Raw genomic sequence first — 15,919 nt, forward strand, 5'->3', positions numbered from 1 at the left:
TATTTTTGTATGTGTAATTATTAGCTAATGCCTAGCTATTCTGCTCGCTAGTTATTGTCCAACAATAACCTCGGCTGAGTTCGAATTATAAGGCGAAGCTGAATTATCTGCAGCTAATGAATCACCAACTGAGTAGCCCTCAAAATCATCAGAGAAAACTTCTACTGTAGCTTCTGTATCAGAATAAAGTTTAATATCATCCACTAAAAAAGCGGTTGATGCGACACCACCGTTATCACCTAATTTAAATACAACAGTTGATACACCATCAGCGGTTAAATCTAACGCTTCCGTTGTTGCGGATAAGAATGGCCCAAACATTTCGCCATCAATAGCAAGTGTCAAGGTTGTAACTTCGGTAGTGCTTGATGAATCCCACGTTATTTCAACATCATGCCATTTATCAGTTTCAAAGGTTACTGCACTAAGAATCGTTTCGTTATTACGAATTTCAAAAACACCGTTTTTAATTCTTAGATCAATAACAGCATCAGCAACACTGGTTGAGTTACCATACAAGCCAATGTAAGCATCTTTTTCATCACCTTCGGCTTTATTAAATGACGCTGTTAATTTACCTGCCGCTAACATTGATCCTTTATATCGTAATTCACCTGCATCATCGGTCATAGTATCAGTAATTGATGCAAATTTACCACGCGTGGTAGATGGGGCTTCAGGCTCTGTTGGCTCACTAGTACCTGCTCTAATCACTTCAACCACAAATGCATCAGCGGTACTTGAATCATAAGGTGATGCACTATTATCAGTATCTAATGAGCTATTGACTTCATAGCCTTCAAAATCATCTGAATAAGCAACTGTTGTGCCTGGAATATCAGAATACAGAGTAAAATCATCAACTAAATAAGCGCCTGTTACTACAGAACCAGTATCACCTAATTTAAATACTACTGTTTTAGCACCATCCATTACTGACGCAAGGTCTTCAGAAACAGAAGTAAAAGCTTCAGTAGTAATAGCACTACCATTAATAGAAACAGTTACTAACGGTGCGACACTTTCACTTGCGCTTGAGGCATCCCAAGTCATCTCAACGTCAATCCATTCACCTGGTGTAAATGTTGACGTCACGGCAATATCACTATTACGTATAGTATAAGTGCCATTACCTATTCTTAAATCAACTATCGCTGCGGCTGTTGAAGTTGAGCTGCCATATAAAGCAATATAAGCTTCTTTAGCGCTACCATCTGCGGTCAAAACTTCATCTTTTGCAAATGAAACAGTAAGCATACCTGCTTCAATAGTTGAGTCATGTTTATATCTTAATTCTCCTGCATCGTCGTCCATAGTGTCCGTAATTGATGCAACTTTAGAAGTAATAACATCAGCAGGTTTTTCGATAATAGCGGCTGTTGGATACGAAGTAGAAGCTTCCTCAAAACCATCATTATCTAGGTAACTTACAGCCACAGAAATAGTTTTTCCTTCTTCAGCAGCTGTTACCATGTAAGTAGCTTCGTCTGCATCAGCAATGGCAACACCATCCGCCATCCATGTGTAGGTAATAGGAGTATCACCAGATCCGTTATCATCGATAATTTGTGCTGTTAATTCAAAACCTATATAAGCATCACCTGTGATCTCGACTGTGCCTTCACTCGGTACTGCTGGAAATTCAACAGTTTCAGTTAGTGATGAGGTTGCTATCTCACTATAACCATCATTATCAACATAACTCACGCTTAATGAAATTTTTGAACCTTCATCAGTAGATGTAACAGTATAAGAACTTGATGAAGCACCACTAATGGCAACGCCATCAAGTAGCCAAGTATAGGTAACATTACCTGATTCAAAACCATTACCTTCGGTAATATTAGCAGATAATGTTGAACCAATAATAGCATCGCCAGAAAGTGCAACACTTCCTAAAGAGTTACCACTTGATGGTAGTTCATAATCACTTTTACATGCACTTAATGCTAAAGCGCTCGTCATTGCTATTAACAATTTGGTTTTCATTATAGATATCCCCGTACAAATTATTTTAATTTCTTGTAGTTATAAGTATAAAACCAAACCAATAAATAAGATTGGTTTTAATTAAAACACTGACAACTATAATCACAGCGCATTACCAAATTGTCAACCAATAATAAAATACAAACAATAAAAAATCATAAAATTGGTAAACCAAATTTCATGATGACGTTATATTTTGACCAGATGATGATAGGGGGAATAGCGACTAGAGGAAGATTTATTAATCCGAGAGCAGATTATTTACGTTATTTAATTAAAAATATAGCTAATTTGAACTGAGGTTAAGCAATATGGGAGACGAATCTTAATTCTAAATGCTAAATTGAAAATAAATAATAGTGCTTTAGCGCTTACAGTATATATGGACAATGCAGTGTACACCCAAAGAACAATATTAACATATTACATTTTGGGTGTTTTATATTTTGACTAAACTAAACTTTCTTTTACTAATAAAACAGCTGTTTCATGATGAGCATGGACAAATGATTTTATGTCTAACTCAGATAAAACTACTTTTTCCTCAAGCGTATTTACTTGCACAATCAAATTGGCTTCTGGGCAATATTCTAATACTGCTTCACAAATTAACTGTTTACCTTTTAATGTATGAACAGTCACTATAATGCTTTTAGATAGCTCTACTTTAAGTGATTCAAGCACTACTCGCTTATCAAGATGACCAAAGTAAGCATTGTATCCTCGTTTTCTAGCTAATAAGACATGCTGTAAGTTGTCAGAAATAATTAAAAAATCAATATCTTTGCTCGCTAACTCTTTGGCAACAATTCTTCCTAATGTAGCAAAACCACAAACAATCGTATGATTGCGCACATTTACCGGTGCTATTTTATCGGCTTCAAAAAACTCAACCACAAACAGCGATGCTATTTTGTAGATATTATTAATCATAAATGGGGTTACCAACATAGATAACACAGTAATCAATATAAGAAAATTTCCCAGTTCACTATCTAAAATATTTTGGTGAACAGCCAAGGCAAAAATTGCGAAAGAGAACTCCCCTATTTGACATAAAGCTAATGCAGACTTTATTGCATCACTTTTATTGGCGCTTTTTCTAATAATAAAATAGATAAGAACGGCTTTAATAATCATCACCAACAAGAGTATACCTAGCACTAGATATAAGTTACTGGCAAAATAAAAAATATCAATTTTGGTACCGATAGAGAAGAAAAAAGCCCCTAACAATAAATCTTTATAGGAAGAAATATCTGACTCAACTTTAATATGAAAGTTAGTTTCAGCAATAATCATTCCGGCAATAAAAGCACCTAAAGAGTAAGTAAAACCGAGCTCATGCGCCAATAATGAAGCACCAATAACGATGGTAAAAACAGAACTTAAAAACAATTCTTCCATTTTTGCGGTGGAAGAAAAATGCAGTAACCAGCCAATAATTTTTTTACCTAAAGTAAACATAAAAACGATGATAGCCGTCGCATAAAGAAAGGTCTTTAAGAGAATATCAGTCATCGACATTTCATTATTGGCTAGAAAACTCATTAATAGCAAAATTGGAATAACGGCTAAATCTTGAAAAACTAAAATGGCTACAGACTTTTCTCCGTATGGCGTTACAATATCTTTAGACTTTTTCAAATACGGCAGTACGATAGCCGTTGACGATAAACTAAAAGAAAGAGAGATAATGACAGATGAAATAGTATCTAATGAAAACACATAATGAGCTAAAGCAAAAATAATAAGGGAACTACAAGCGACTTGCATAAAACCATTATAAAATATCAAATGCTTCATCTTGTGAAGTTTAGAATAAGACATTTCTAAACCAATAGTGAACATAAGGAATACAATACCAAATTCACCAATTAAATCGAGTGATTCTAGGTCTTCACTACCGTTAAAATCGAAAATAAAACTAACGATAGTGCCTGTAATTATATAGCCAATAATATGAGAGATGGAAAACCGAGTTAATACTATATTTAAGACACTTGCTAGTGCTAATGAGATAGTAATAATAACGAGTAGTGAGTCCATTATACTTCCTTAAATAAACCTCATGTCTCGCCTACTACAAATGAAACAATTGAATAGTTAAAACAGCAAAGGTAGTGTGGATATTATAATTGGTTGTACTACAAACGATTAAGCGTATTGCACACCAGAATAAAAAATTTGAAATAACATGATATATCAGTATGTTATTTCAAATCTATAATTTTTTATGCAGTAATCAAAAAAATTCGTTTCGTTATGTTTGATAGGGTAATCAGCTTTGCTGAAATATAGCACTTAAAATCTTTACTTTTCAGAAATCCAAAGTTTTATATGGCCTTGTACTACCACAACATCATTGCTGTCATAAGCGGTAACAGGTACAAGAAGATCACCGACTTGCCATTGCTCAGGCTCTACTTGTGCTACACAACGTATATCTGAACCAGCCTTGGCAGTATAGTCTAGCGACATACCTTTAGGGATCCACCGTAAATGTTTAGGAATAGAAGCTTCAGCCATAACACCCATCGCCATTTCTAACCCGTTACAAATAGCAATAACATGTACCGTTTTTATATGATTATGAACCTTGTTGCGTTTTTTGATATAGCATTCGCAATAGTTGGGTTTTAGCTCAGTAATTAAAGGGTTGATGGTACTAAAATAAGGAGCCATACGAGCAACCATCATAGAGAATAACTTCTTCCCCATTGGCCAACGAGTCACTCTTTTATATAGCGCCATAACTTTAGTGGGTTTAGCTTGAGTAGACTTAGTTGTGGTGTTTTGCGCCATCATAAATTTTCCTGTTTTATCTTTACCTGGTCAGATGAGTTTAGCATTAATTTACCAAAACTCAACCAGCTTTATATACAGGAAAATTGTTTATGCTTAGTTTATAAATTAAGTAAACGATACAAATTGAGGAATGCTCTTAGAATAAAAACAAGATAAGGTATTGCGATTCATTTTAATACGTTGCTTCCATGCAACGTGATTTTTGCCTACAAATAACGGTTAAATGTAGGCAGAAAAATTTAAATATATTTATAGTTAGCTTACGTTATTTTTAAGCTTCGTGCTTGATGAAGTTTTTTATAACTTTCAATCAATCTTAAATGTTTATCTAAACCTTCGAGTTTCATGCTCGTTTTAGTTAAACCAAAGAATCTGATTTCACCAAACACTGACCCAACAACATTACTCATATTTTCTTCACCAAACATACGATTAAAATTAGTAATAAAATCATCTAATTCTAATTCATCATCTAACGTAACTTCGAGTACCGCATGTACTGCTTGATAGAATAAACCACGTTCAACAGTGTTATCATTGTACTGTAAAAATTCCCCGACTAAATCAAGGGCATCTTCCAATGCGCCTAACGCAAGACAAATAAGAATTTTCAGTTCAAGAATAGTTAACTGTCCCCACACGGTATTTTCGTCAAATTCAATGCCAATTAAAGTGCGAATATCAATGTAGTTATCTTGTTGGCTATCTTCTAAACGTTCAAATAAATCTTGTAATGCATCATCACTTAGCACATGAAGGTTTAAAATATCTTCACGATAATCTAATGCTTTATTGGTGTTATCCCAAATAAGATCTTCAACCGGATACACTTCTGAATAGTCAGGAACTAACATGCGACATGCGGTAGCACCTAGTTGATCAAAGACAGTAATATAAACCTCTTTACCCAGTGCTTTTAAAATAGCAAACAAGCTACCGCACTCTTCTTCATTTGTGCCAGAAAAGTCCCATTCACAAAATTGGTAATCGTATTTTGAACTAAAGAAACGCCAAGAAATAACCCCTGTAGAATCAATAAAGTGTTCAACCGCATTTTCCGGTTCAGACACTGCCATGCTATTAAATGTTGGCTTTGGCACATCGTTTAATCCTTCAAAACTTCGCCCTTGTAACAATTCAGTTAAGCTTCGCTCTAATGCTACTTCAAAACTTGGATGTGCACCAAATGACGCAAACACACCGCCTGTTTTCGGGTTCATTAAGGTCACGCACATAACAGGAAATTGTCCACCTAAAGAGGCATCTTTAACAACAACTGGAAAACCCTGCTCTTCAAGGCCTTTAATGCCCGCTAAAATACTTGGATATTTCTCAAGCACTTGTTGTGGTACATCCGGTAAGACAATTTCTTGTTCAATAATTTGTCTTTTGACCGCACGTTCAAAAATTTCAGATAAACACTGTACTTGCGCTTCAGCTAAATTATTACCCGCGCTCATACCATTACTTAAAAATAAATTTTCAATTAAATTAGAAGGAAAATAAACCGTTTCACCGTCACTATGACGTTGATAAGGAATAGAACAAATACCGCGCGCAACATTACCTGAGTTAGTATCAATTAAATTTGACGCACGTAGCTCATTTTCAGGGTTGTAAATACCTAAACAATAATCATCCAAAATTCCCTCAGGTAAGGCATCATTTTCTGCCGCTTTAAACCATTTTTCATTGGGGTAATGAACAAAATCACTATTCGCAATTTCTTCACCTAAAAATTGATCGTTATAGAAGAAATTACAATTAAGACGTTCGATAAACTCACCTAATGCTGAACAAAGTGCACTTTCTTTTGTTGACCCTTTGCCGTTGGTAAAGCACATAGGAGAAGCTGCATCTCTGATATGTAAAGACCACACATTAGGAACAATATTTCGCCATGAAGAAATTTCTATTTTCATACCCAAATCGGCCAGAATGCCCGTCATATCTTCAATGGTCTGCTCAAGTGGTAAATCTTTGCCTAAAATGTAAGTGCTACTATCACCAGTTGGCTGCCCCATTAACATTGCCTGAGCATCTTCTTCTAAACTCTCAACCGCTTCCACTTTAAATTCAGGTCCCGACTGTACAACTCTTTTTACTGTACATCGGTCAATAGAGCGTAAAATACCTTTTTTATCTCGATCAGAAATACTCTCGGGTAATTCCACCTGAATTTGAAATATTTGATTGTAGCGATCTTCAGGATCAACAATATTGTTTTGTGATAAACGAATATTCTCAGTTGGTATGTCACGCGACGAACAATAAACTTTAACAAAATAAGCAGCACAAAGCGCTGATGATGCAAGAAAATAATCAAAAGGACCAGGAGCTGAGCCATCTCCTTTGTAACGTATAGGTTGATCAGCAATGACACTAAAGTCATCAAACTTAGCTTCTAATCTAAGGTTGTCGAGAAAATTAACTTTGATTTCCATGAAACGTTTCCATATTTTAATGTTGTAATAAAAGTGTTTGGATCGTCTCAATTTATGAGGATTCACCGAAACTATTTAGCATCTTAATATTGATGAGTGTAATTATTGGATTTTTGGCTATATTAGCCTTAAGTCATAATATAAATTGACTCAATGTTTGTATAAATAAATATTATACGCGTCGAATCAACCTACGTTAACTACTTGCTCGTTTAATTAGTGATTACTTATAGGGTAAAGTATACCATTAGCAGCCGTTAACTTTTAATTCATCGACAGAATTATTATTAGCGCTAGAATAAAAAGTTCAAGATGTTACTATCTATTAAATTAATTACAGTTTTTTAGCAAAGCATTAGGACAGTTATGGAATATACAACACGCGAATTAGCGCAAAATAAACATATAGCGCTTGTTGCACATGACCATATGAAAGAATCACTACTCGATTGGGCGGAAGTGAGAATAGATATATTAAAAAGTCACAAACTTTATGCAACAGGCACCACAGGCACTCTGCTTTCACAAAAATTGAAATTACCTATTGAGAGTCTATTATCTGGCCCAATGGGTGGCGATCAACAACTGGGTGCTAAAATAGCCGAAGGAAAAATAGACATACTTATTTTTTTGTGGGACCCAATGAATGCTGCACCGCATGATCCTGATGTAAAAGCCTTATTGCGACTAGCCGCAGTTTGGAATATCCCGGTAGCAACAAATTTAGCAACGGCAGACTTTATTCTAGACTCATATCACCTTGATAAAGTTTATCATGCTCGTATACCTGACTATAAAGGCTATTTAGCAAGAAGAACCTAACAGTCATTAGTACTTTTTTCATATCAGGTAGCGCCCTTTTCATGTTAATATCTATTTATGACAGGCTCTATAGTAAAATAGCATCAAAATTGCGCTATGGTATACTGTACATCTACATTTGGATTAGCTCGCTAACCAAATATTAAAATATATAGTCGATCCAAGGTACCCAATGAAAAAAACATTTTTATTAACTCATAAAACAATTAAGCCAGCAAGACTTATTGATGCAATTAAGCACGAAGTAAAAAAGTACATTAAAAGAGAACGCAATAAAAAACTACCTGATGACGCTGACTTCTGGGACTTTGATTGTAAATATGGTCATACTAAAGAGGTAGCCGATGTTGTTCATATGTCTACACTGAATAAGTGTATTGATGATGCTGCACAACATGAACTGGAAAGTTTCTACCTAGAAATTATCGCAAAACCGGCAGTAAGAACATCAAAGCCAATTGAAGACGAAGAATAGAACACTTGAATTGATGGCGAGCATTTTTGAACTAGAATTCTCGTCATTTTGAGTTTAGTAATCCCCTTAACCTCGATTTCCTCATAAAAAATTTTGGTCATACCTGAGTAAAACCCGTCATTCTGAACTTGATTCAAAATCTCATGTATTATTCAACCACACGCATGAGATTTCGTATTAAGCGATCTACGGAATGACGAAATCCCCTGAACACCTCGTCATCATTCTAAACTTGATTAATAACCTCGGTTTTGTTCAACCATGCGTATGAGATTACGTATCAAGCGATCTACAGAATGACTAATCGAGCAAACACCCTGCACTTGATTCAAGGTCTCACGTATTATTCAACCACGCGCACGGGATCACTTATCAACAGACCTATGGAATAACTAAATAAGACATACAGGAATAACTAAATAAGACATACAGGAATAACCAAGTATTTTGTATTTAATGGCCTATGAAGTATATGATGTGACATATAGAATATGACAATAGAATGCAAAAATCGCACAAAAAAATCTCAGGAATATACATAATAAAAAAAAGCGCCTAAAGGCGCTTAAAAGGGAGGTTAAACAAAACCTATTCTCTATACTAATTAAGCATAGCTAAACGCATTTCCTGTTGTCTTTGAAAAGCGTCTTGTTCACGTGCAACATATTTAGCCCATTGCTGTGCTGTTTTTTTAATTTTAGGTAATTTTTCTGCCTGCTCAAAAGCCGCCAAAGATGCATCAAATTCTTTTAAATTAAAGTTTGCCATACCTTTAGCAAGGTACATATTACCTAAGTAAGCCGCTGATTCTTCACTTTTACTTTTTGTAATTGCTTTATCTGCAGCGTTAATGGCTTGTTGCCATTTTTCAGCATTTAAATATGTTTGCGCAAGTAACGCATCATATTTACCGTCATCAGCTAACTCTGTTAATTGTTGTAGGGTTTTAATAGCTTGCATTGTTTCCTTAGCACCTAAATATGCACGAGAAAGTAAGTCTAAACTTTTTTCTTGTGCAACTACGTTACCTTGTTCAATGGCTTCGTCTAATAATTTCGCAGCTTTAAAAGGCGCGCCATGAAATTGGTATAATTGTGCAAGTGTCATAATATCATTTGATTTAATAATATAGCCTGCTTGATAAGCCGCTTCCATTACCGCAACTTGCTTATCTTCTTCTCCAATTTCACCATACATACCTGCAAGCTGTAACCAATATTCAGGCTTGCTGTATAAACGTACAAGTTGTTCCATCACTTCGGTTACTTGTTTAGGCTGATTTAACTCATAGTGAGTGGCACGTTTTAGAATAAGCCAATTTTCTTTAGGTATTTTATTATCTAGTTCAGCTATTTTAATGGCATTTTCAATATGCATTAAGCTATCAACAAATTGTTTATCTTGGTAATAAACTTGAGCAAATAACATTTCTTGACTCGAAGTTAGTGGCTTTGAATTAATTTCTTGCCAAGCCTTTAAATGTGTTAATGCCGAAGTATAATCTTGGTTTTGCATCGATAATTGCGCAAGTGAAAATCGTGTTGAAATAAGCAAACTATCCGGAATTGAACTTTCGTCACGGATCACTTTATTAAAGTTAATAATCGCATTTTCAACATCATCATTGGCGTAATGCATAAAGCTATAAAAGTTATATAACATTGCTTGTTCGTAGCTATTTAAACTATCAACACGCTCTTCCACTTCAGCTAACACAGCTATTCCTGCGGGTATATCGCCTTCATCCGCAAGTTTTTGTGCTCGCGCAAGTTGCGTGTAAACACGGTTTCTCATCGCTGGAACTTTTTTACTTTCACGGTAACTTTTATGTTCTTGTTTAGCTTCTTGTTTAGTGTTGGCTGAATTATTTTCGTTAGCCATTACCTGACTTGATGATAAAAATGTCACCAAACCTAATGTTGAAGCTAAAAATAAGGAAACTTTCATTTTAACTCTCCTTTTTATTTAAATATTAAAAATAAACTTACTTTTCTTGTGAAGTTTGATTTATCCGTCGATCTCAAAACTAATTTTATTTTGGACCCCTGCCACTGACATTGCGACACCATCAACAACACGTGGTTTATATTTGAACTTAACCACCGCATCTAAGGCTGCTCGGTCAAACACACCTTCAGGCTCGGCTTGCACTACAACTGGGTTTGTTACAGCCCCTGTTTTAGTCACGGTAAATTCAACAATTACATAACCTTCAATACCTCGTGCTTGCGCTCGACGTGGATAAACCGCGGCAACTTTTACAATAGGTAAATAATCTCCATCACCACTATCTAAGTTCAAACCACCTGATAACCCGATATCAGCTTGAATATCAGCAGCAAAGCTACTTTTAGTCGCGTTTGCATTAGGGTTACTCTGCTGCATAGGAGGTGTTGTCATTGGCGGTGGTGGCTCTTTAGGTTTTGCGGGCTTTTGTACTTTTCGTTCTTTTTTAACAACCGACTCATCTTTTTTCAAACGAATAAAATCTAGCACATTACCTTTTACTGGCTCTGACATAACATCATTACCGCCAGCAATAAGGTTCTGCATTCCCCAAAATAATAAAAAGGTCATACTTAGCGCCAGTACACCTGCGATAACATATCGAACACCACTGCGCACAATTATTGTAGTCACTTAACACTCTCCAACGTTTACTAGGCTTCTTGCGCAGCAATCGATACGTCAAACACACCAGCGGCGCGCGCTGAATCCATAACCTTAATTAAAGTATCTGTTGTTGCCTTCTTATCAGCTTGAATAACAACAGTACCTTGCGGGTTTTCAGCTTTTAATCGTTCAATATTGGCTTGCACACTGCGAATATCAACTTTACGTTTATTGATCCAAATGTCGCCTTTATCACTAATAGCAACGAGTATATTGGCGCGCTCTTTCTTAACAGCTGTAGCTGCTTCTGGACGATTAACATCAATACCAGCTTCCTTAACGAAAGAGGCAGTAACGATGAAGAAAATAAGTAAAATAAACACTACATCCAACATTGGAGTCATATCTATTTCTTCTTTTTCTTCCTGCGCTTGTATCATTTTATTTAAGTGACGCATGATTTTTCCTAATAGTTTATCTGTATGGTACTAGCCAATAATCATTAACTAGTACGTAACTTTCTTTTTGTTTAATGATTTGCTGTTAAAGAATCAGCTAATAACTCGGTTTCTTTCTTAGCATTTCGTTTAATCCAGGCGACGGTGAAAACACCTGATAAAGAGCCAACCATACCGGCCATTGTTGGTATCGTTGCTCTTGATACACCTGAAGCCATTGAACGAGCATTGCCACTACCTGAAATAGCCATTACATCAAAAACTTCAATCATACCGGTCACTGTGCCTAGTAAACCTAGAAGCGGACATAGCACAACCAATGACTGAATTAAGCTAATATTTCGATTTAACTTAGTTGCACCACGTGAAATTAATGCCGTTCTAATTTGCTCACTGTTCCATGACGTTTGATCTGCTCTGCTTTCCCATGTACTAAGCAAATGCTTTTTCACACTTTTATAACTTAGTGAGATAAATACAAATCGTTCAAAGATCATTAACCACATAATGAAAATAACACAGCCAATAACGGTTAATACCTGCCCGCCCGTATCCATAAACTCTACAATAGCGTCGAACATTTCGGTTAAGGCAATCACGTTTTATGCTCCCTGCCCTGCTAACTCTGCATTTTCAGAGCGCTGAGCAATTATACCGGTGCTTTCTTGTTGTAAAATATTGATGATATTTTTACTACGACTATTTAGGTAAGCGAATATGAATACCATTGGAATCGCAACAACTAAGCCAAGAACCGTTGTAACTAAGGCTTGAGAAATACCACCTGCCATTAATTTAGGGTCTCCTGTACCAAACAAGGTAATCGCTTGGAACGTATTAATCATACCGGTTACCGTACCAAGTAGACCGATTAACGGTGCAACGACTGAGATAATTTTAATAAGCGTTAGCATGCTAGATAACTTAGGTAACTCACGTAATATTGATTCAGACAGTTTTAATTCTAATGTTTCAGTATCTAAACCAGGATTATCGTCTTTTACTTGCATAACACGGCCTAACGGATTGTCATTTGACGCAACATCAGACTTAAGTTGACGATTAACTTTAGCGCCTACAGATACCAAGCTAATTAAACGTATTAACGCGATTAATAAACCAACTGCGCCAATAGCAAGAATGATATAACCAACAACACCACCTTGGTCGATACGCTCTCGTGTGTCTGGTGCTTGCACAAGTAAACTTAAAATTGAACCGCCTGTTGGGTCTAACGCAAAAGCGGTTGTTTCTTTGCTTGTTGTTAACGCATCAACTGTTGATAAATAACGGTTAGCGGGTTGTCTAATTAACTCAGCAACACTGCCTGTTTCATCGATATATTCTAAATATTTACCATTAGCAACTAAGTTAAATCCGCCAACACGTGTAACGTCTGTCATGGTACGTTCGCCATTAGCTAAAACGACTTCACGATTAAACGTACTTATTTTACCGCTTTGTGTCATTTCACGTTGTAGTTCAAACCACAAACGTTCTATTTCTTCAATTGACGCTAACTTACTAGTAGATCCCATACTTTGCGCAAATTGATCTAAAAACTCACCACGACCAGGAATTTGGGCCGAAATAACAGATGTTTGAAATTTACTACGAGTATCACCTGACACTTGTTGCAGTACGCCAAATAACTCTTTTAATTCACCTAAGCGCTTATCAAGTGCTTCCGTTTTATTCGCTAATTGAATTTCATTATCAGCAAATGTTTTTTCTAATTCACCACTTAAGGCAATCGCTGAATCTCTTTGCTTTTTAATATCATTAAGCATTGCTTGTTGTTGATTCACTTTTGCTTTAAATTCAGCTTCTCTATCTTTATTTTGTTTAGATTGCGCAATTTTTCCTTGTTCTAGCTGACTCAATAAATCATCAAGATTAGTCGCTTGTTGCGCCATACTTGCACCGCTTGCCAGCGTTAATGAAAGCGTTACAGCCGTTATTGCTTGTTTGCTAAAAGTTGTTAACGATTTAACAGTATTAATAATAGTCATGTTTGATACTCTGCTATAGCTTGGCTTGTGTGTTGGTCAATGGCACCATGATTAAGTCCGGTGCTAGTTGTTTACGTGCAATACGAAGTGCTTTATTTACACCTAAACGATAATCTTGTGAAAGTGTTTGCCATTGGCCACTTGCTTGATCCCATTGACCCAAACGACTTCCATCACGTGTTTGATAAATATAACTAACACGCCCTACCCGTAAAAAGTCGACATCCATTTGTTGGTTATCAACTGTCAATTGACCACTGTATGATTCAATAGTACGCCCATAATCAACTTCAATTTGGTAAGCTTCTAAAACACGACGAAATTTTTCAGCAACTGAAGTATCAGCACGTACCATCATGTCATTTAAATCATTAAGTCTTTTACTACGCTCTTCAGGGAGAAAAGGAACATCAAGTTGTACGAAACTTTCTAATGTAGAAATCATGCGCGCCATTAGAGGTGATATTTGGCGTTCAATAACACTGACTTCTTCCATAGACATAGCCAGCTGAGTTAATTCGGCTACTTGATTGTCTAATTGAAGTTGCATTTGTAAGTTATATACATTTAAACCGTCTAGCTCTTTCGTTACAGTATTAAATTGTTGTAACTTAGTCTGAACTTGCTCTGTAAGGCCATTTACTTTTAACTGAGAGTTAACGGCAGACTGATTAATTTGTTGTCCGGCAGCAACCACTTCATCTAGTCGTTGAGATTGGTTGTTTTCATTCGCGATAGCACTTGTATGTAGCAGGCTGCTAGCACTAAAGCTAAGCAATAAGCTTGCTTTGGCAAGGTGTGATAACTTCATGTATTTACCTATATCTTGTCATAAAATAATTGTGACAAAGTCTACCCAAGAAATATGACAGTTAAGTTATGGAAATGTGACAGTTAGGTTTCAGTAATGTTTCACTTTTATGAATTACTAAGTAGAAGAATGTTCAACAGTCATGACGTATACTTTTTATGGTTCATTTTGTTTACTTAGGGTTTACGACTAAATAATGTACTGTTTCGTTTGATAATATTGAAATTGGTATACCTAGTTGGTATGGTAGGTTGGTAAACCAAAAAGCAATAAAGAGTAAGAGGGGAGATTGTAAATATAACAATGCTATTTACATCATCATTATTCTTTTATAAAGAATCAAATATAAATAATTTAAGAGAACATTATGAATAACATTCGAGTAAGGCAAACTATTTTATCCTTAACTGCTATACCTATTTCTGTTGTCATGCTGATGTCATGTGCAAGTAATGGAGAAAGTGAACAATCTAGTTTTCCTCCTAAAACAACGGCTACTATTCCTGCTGATAAATTTGATTTATCTCATTGGAAAATGAATGTGCCACTTGATTCAAACAATGATGGAAAAATTGATGAAATTTCAGTAAAAAAGATGCAAAGCTATTCGCATCCAGACTTCTTTTATCTTGATGAAGAAGGTTATATGGTTTTTACGGCGCCAAATAAAGCCATCACTACTGCCAACTCTAGTAATACTCGTAGCGAATTACGCCAAATGCTTCGTGGGAGTAACACTAAAATAAAAACAAGTTATCCTGGTAACAATTTTGCTATTGCAGCCCACCCATTGTCTGAACGTTTTGGTGCTGTAGGCGGGAAAATGACAGCTACCTTAAAAGTTGATCATGTTGCACTAAGAGCTAAGAATATTAATAAACCTGCAGCTTATTCCGTTGTTGTAGGACAAATTCATGCAGGAAAAGATAAAGCATTACAAGCAAAAAACTTAGGGTTTGGTGCCGGTAATGAACCGATAAAAATTTATTATAAAAAATGGCCAAATCATGAAAAAGGCTCTGTTTTTTGGAACTATGAAAGAAACCTAGCTAAAAATGATCCTAACAGAACGGATATTGCTTTTCCTGTTTGGGGAAATACCTGGGAAAATTCAAATGAGCCTGGCGATAATGGTATCGCACTAGGAGAAGAATTCAGCTATACCATTAATGTACATGAAAACATTATGTATTTAACTTTTACTGCGCCAGGTAAACCAACAGTTAACTACAATGTAAATTTAGCAAACAATGTTGATGCAAACGGCGAGATAGATCCCAAAGATAATAAGTGGGGCTATACTGGCGACTGGTTATACTTTAAAGCCGGTGCTTATAATCAATGTAGCACTAAAGATGCTCCTGGTCTGTGGTATGCAGCTTGTTTAGGAACGGGTGATTGGAAAACAGATAAAGCTAATGGAGATTATACGCAAGTTTCTTTTAGTTCATTAGTGCTTAGCGACTCTACTAATCCAAGATAATAGT

At 35.9% G+C, this 15,919-nt stretch carries 13 protein-coding genes; 3 read left to right on the plus strand and 10 right to left on the minus strand.

Features of this window, described 5'->3' with window-relative positions:
* Window positions 1–51 precede the first annotated feature (51 nt).
* The 4 genes from KO509_RS17475 to KO509_RS17490 all read right to left on the minus strand — a co-directional run bounded on the left by KO509_RS17475 (window position 52) and on the right by KO509_RS17490 (window position 7,241).
* Window positions 52–1,989 carry a hypothetical protein gene (locus tag KO509_RS17475; protein ID WP_215974545.1) on the minus strand — a complete coding sequence of 646 codons (1,938 nt, stop codon included), beginning with the start codon at window positions 1,987–1,989 and terminating at the stop codon, window positions 52–54.
* Window positions 1,990–2,439: 450 nt separating this feature from the next.
* Entirely contained in the window at window positions 2,440–4,038 is a 1,599-nt protein-coding gene (locus tag KO509_RS17480) for a cation:proton antiporter (RefSeq protein ID WP_215974546.1), read from the minus strand.
* Window positions 4,039–4,302: 264 nt separating this feature from the next.
* A complete protein-coding gene (locus tag KO509_RS17485; protein ID WP_215974627.1) occupies window positions 4,303–4,794 on the minus strand; it encodes a hotdog fold domain-containing protein in 492 nt (163 codons plus the stop codon).
* Between the two features lie 263 nt (window positions 4,795–5,057).
* Window positions 5,058–7,241 (minus strand): OsmC domain/YcaO domain-containing protein, encoded by a 2,184-nt coding sequence (locus tag KO509_RS17490; RefSeq protein ID WP_215974547.1) that lies wholly within the window; start codon window positions 7,239–7,241, stop codon window positions 5,058–5,060.
* Between the two features lie 366 nt (window positions 7,242–7,607).
* Between KO509_RS17490 and KO509_RS17495 the strand changes: the two genes are divergently transcribed.
* Together KO509_RS17495 and KO509_RS17500 are read left to right on the plus strand one after the other, a co-directional pair.
* Window positions 7,608–8,063 (plus strand): methylglyoxal synthase, encoded by a 456-nt coding sequence (locus KO509_RS17495; RefSeq protein ID WP_215974548.1) that lies wholly within the window; start codon window positions 7,608–7,610, stop codon window positions 8,061–8,063.
* A 172-nt stretch (window positions 8,064–8,235) separates the two neighbouring features.
* Window positions 8,236–8,538 carry a DUF6172 family protein gene (locus KO509_RS17500; protein ID WP_215974549.1) on the plus strand — a complete coding sequence of 101 codons (303 nt, stop codon included), beginning with the start codon at window positions 8,236–8,238 and terminating at the stop codon, window positions 8,536–8,538.
* A gap of 600 nt (window positions 8,539–9,138) precedes the next feature.
* On the opposite strand, the gene KO509_RS17505 is transcribed toward KO509_RS17500, so the two are convergent.
* The 6 genes from KO509_RS17505 to KO509_RS17530 all read right to left on the minus strand — a co-directional run bounded on the left by KO509_RS17505 (window position 9,139) and on the right by KO509_RS17530 (window position 14,432).
* Entirely contained in the window at window positions 9,139–10,485 is a 1,347-nt protein-coding gene (locus tag KO509_RS17505) for a hypothetical protein (protein WP_215974550.1), read from the minus strand.
* A 60-nt stretch (window positions 10,486–10,545) separates the two neighbouring features.
* A complete protein-coding gene (locus KO509_RS17510; RefSeq protein WP_215974628.1) occupies window positions 10,546–11,115 on the minus strand; it encodes an energy transducer TonB in 570 nt (189 codons plus the stop codon).
* Between the two features lie 83 nt (window positions 11,116–11,198).
* The gene (locus KO509_RS17515; protein ID WP_215974551.1) at window positions 11,199–11,609 is read right to left on the minus strand and encodes a biopolymer transporter ExbD; all 411 of its coding nucleotides are present in this window, start codon (window positions 11,607–11,609) and stop codon (window positions 11,199–11,201) included.
* A 71-nt stretch (window positions 11,610–11,680) separates the two neighbouring features.
* On the minus strand, window positions 11,681–12,208 hold the full coding sequence (locus KO509_RS17520; RefSeq protein WP_159819812.1) for a MotA/TolQ/ExbB proton channel family protein: 528 nt from the start codon (window positions 12,206–12,208) through the stop codon (window positions 11,681–11,683).
* A gap of 3 nt (window positions 12,209–12,211) precedes the next feature.
* Window positions 12,212–13,621, minus strand: a complete 1,410-nt coding sequence (locus tag KO509_RS17525; protein ID WP_215974552.1) for a MotA/TolQ/ExbB proton channel family protein — start codon at window positions 13,619–13,621, stop codon at window positions 12,212–12,214.
* Between the two features lie 13 nt (window positions 13,622–13,634).
* Window positions 13,635–14,432, minus strand: coding sequence for a DUF3450 domain-containing protein (locus tag KO509_RS17530; protein ID WP_215974553.1), 798 nt, complete (start codon window positions 14,430–14,432; stop codon window positions 13,635–13,637).
* A gap of 367 nt (window positions 14,433–14,799) precedes the next feature.
* Between KO509_RS17530 and KO509_RS17535 the strand changes: the two genes are divergently transcribed.
* Complete coding sequence (locus KO509_RS17535; RefSeq protein ID WP_252727696.1) at window positions 14,800–15,915, plus strand: polysaccharide lyase family 7 protein; 1,116 nt, start codon at window positions 14,800–14,802, stop codon at window positions 15,913–15,915.
* Window positions 15,916–15,919: the final 4 nt, after the last annotated feature.

The organism is Colwellia sp. C2M11 (assembly GCF_018860915.1).
GTDB lineage: Bacteria > Pseudomonadota > Gammaproteobacteria > Enterobacterales > Alteromonadaceae > Colwellia.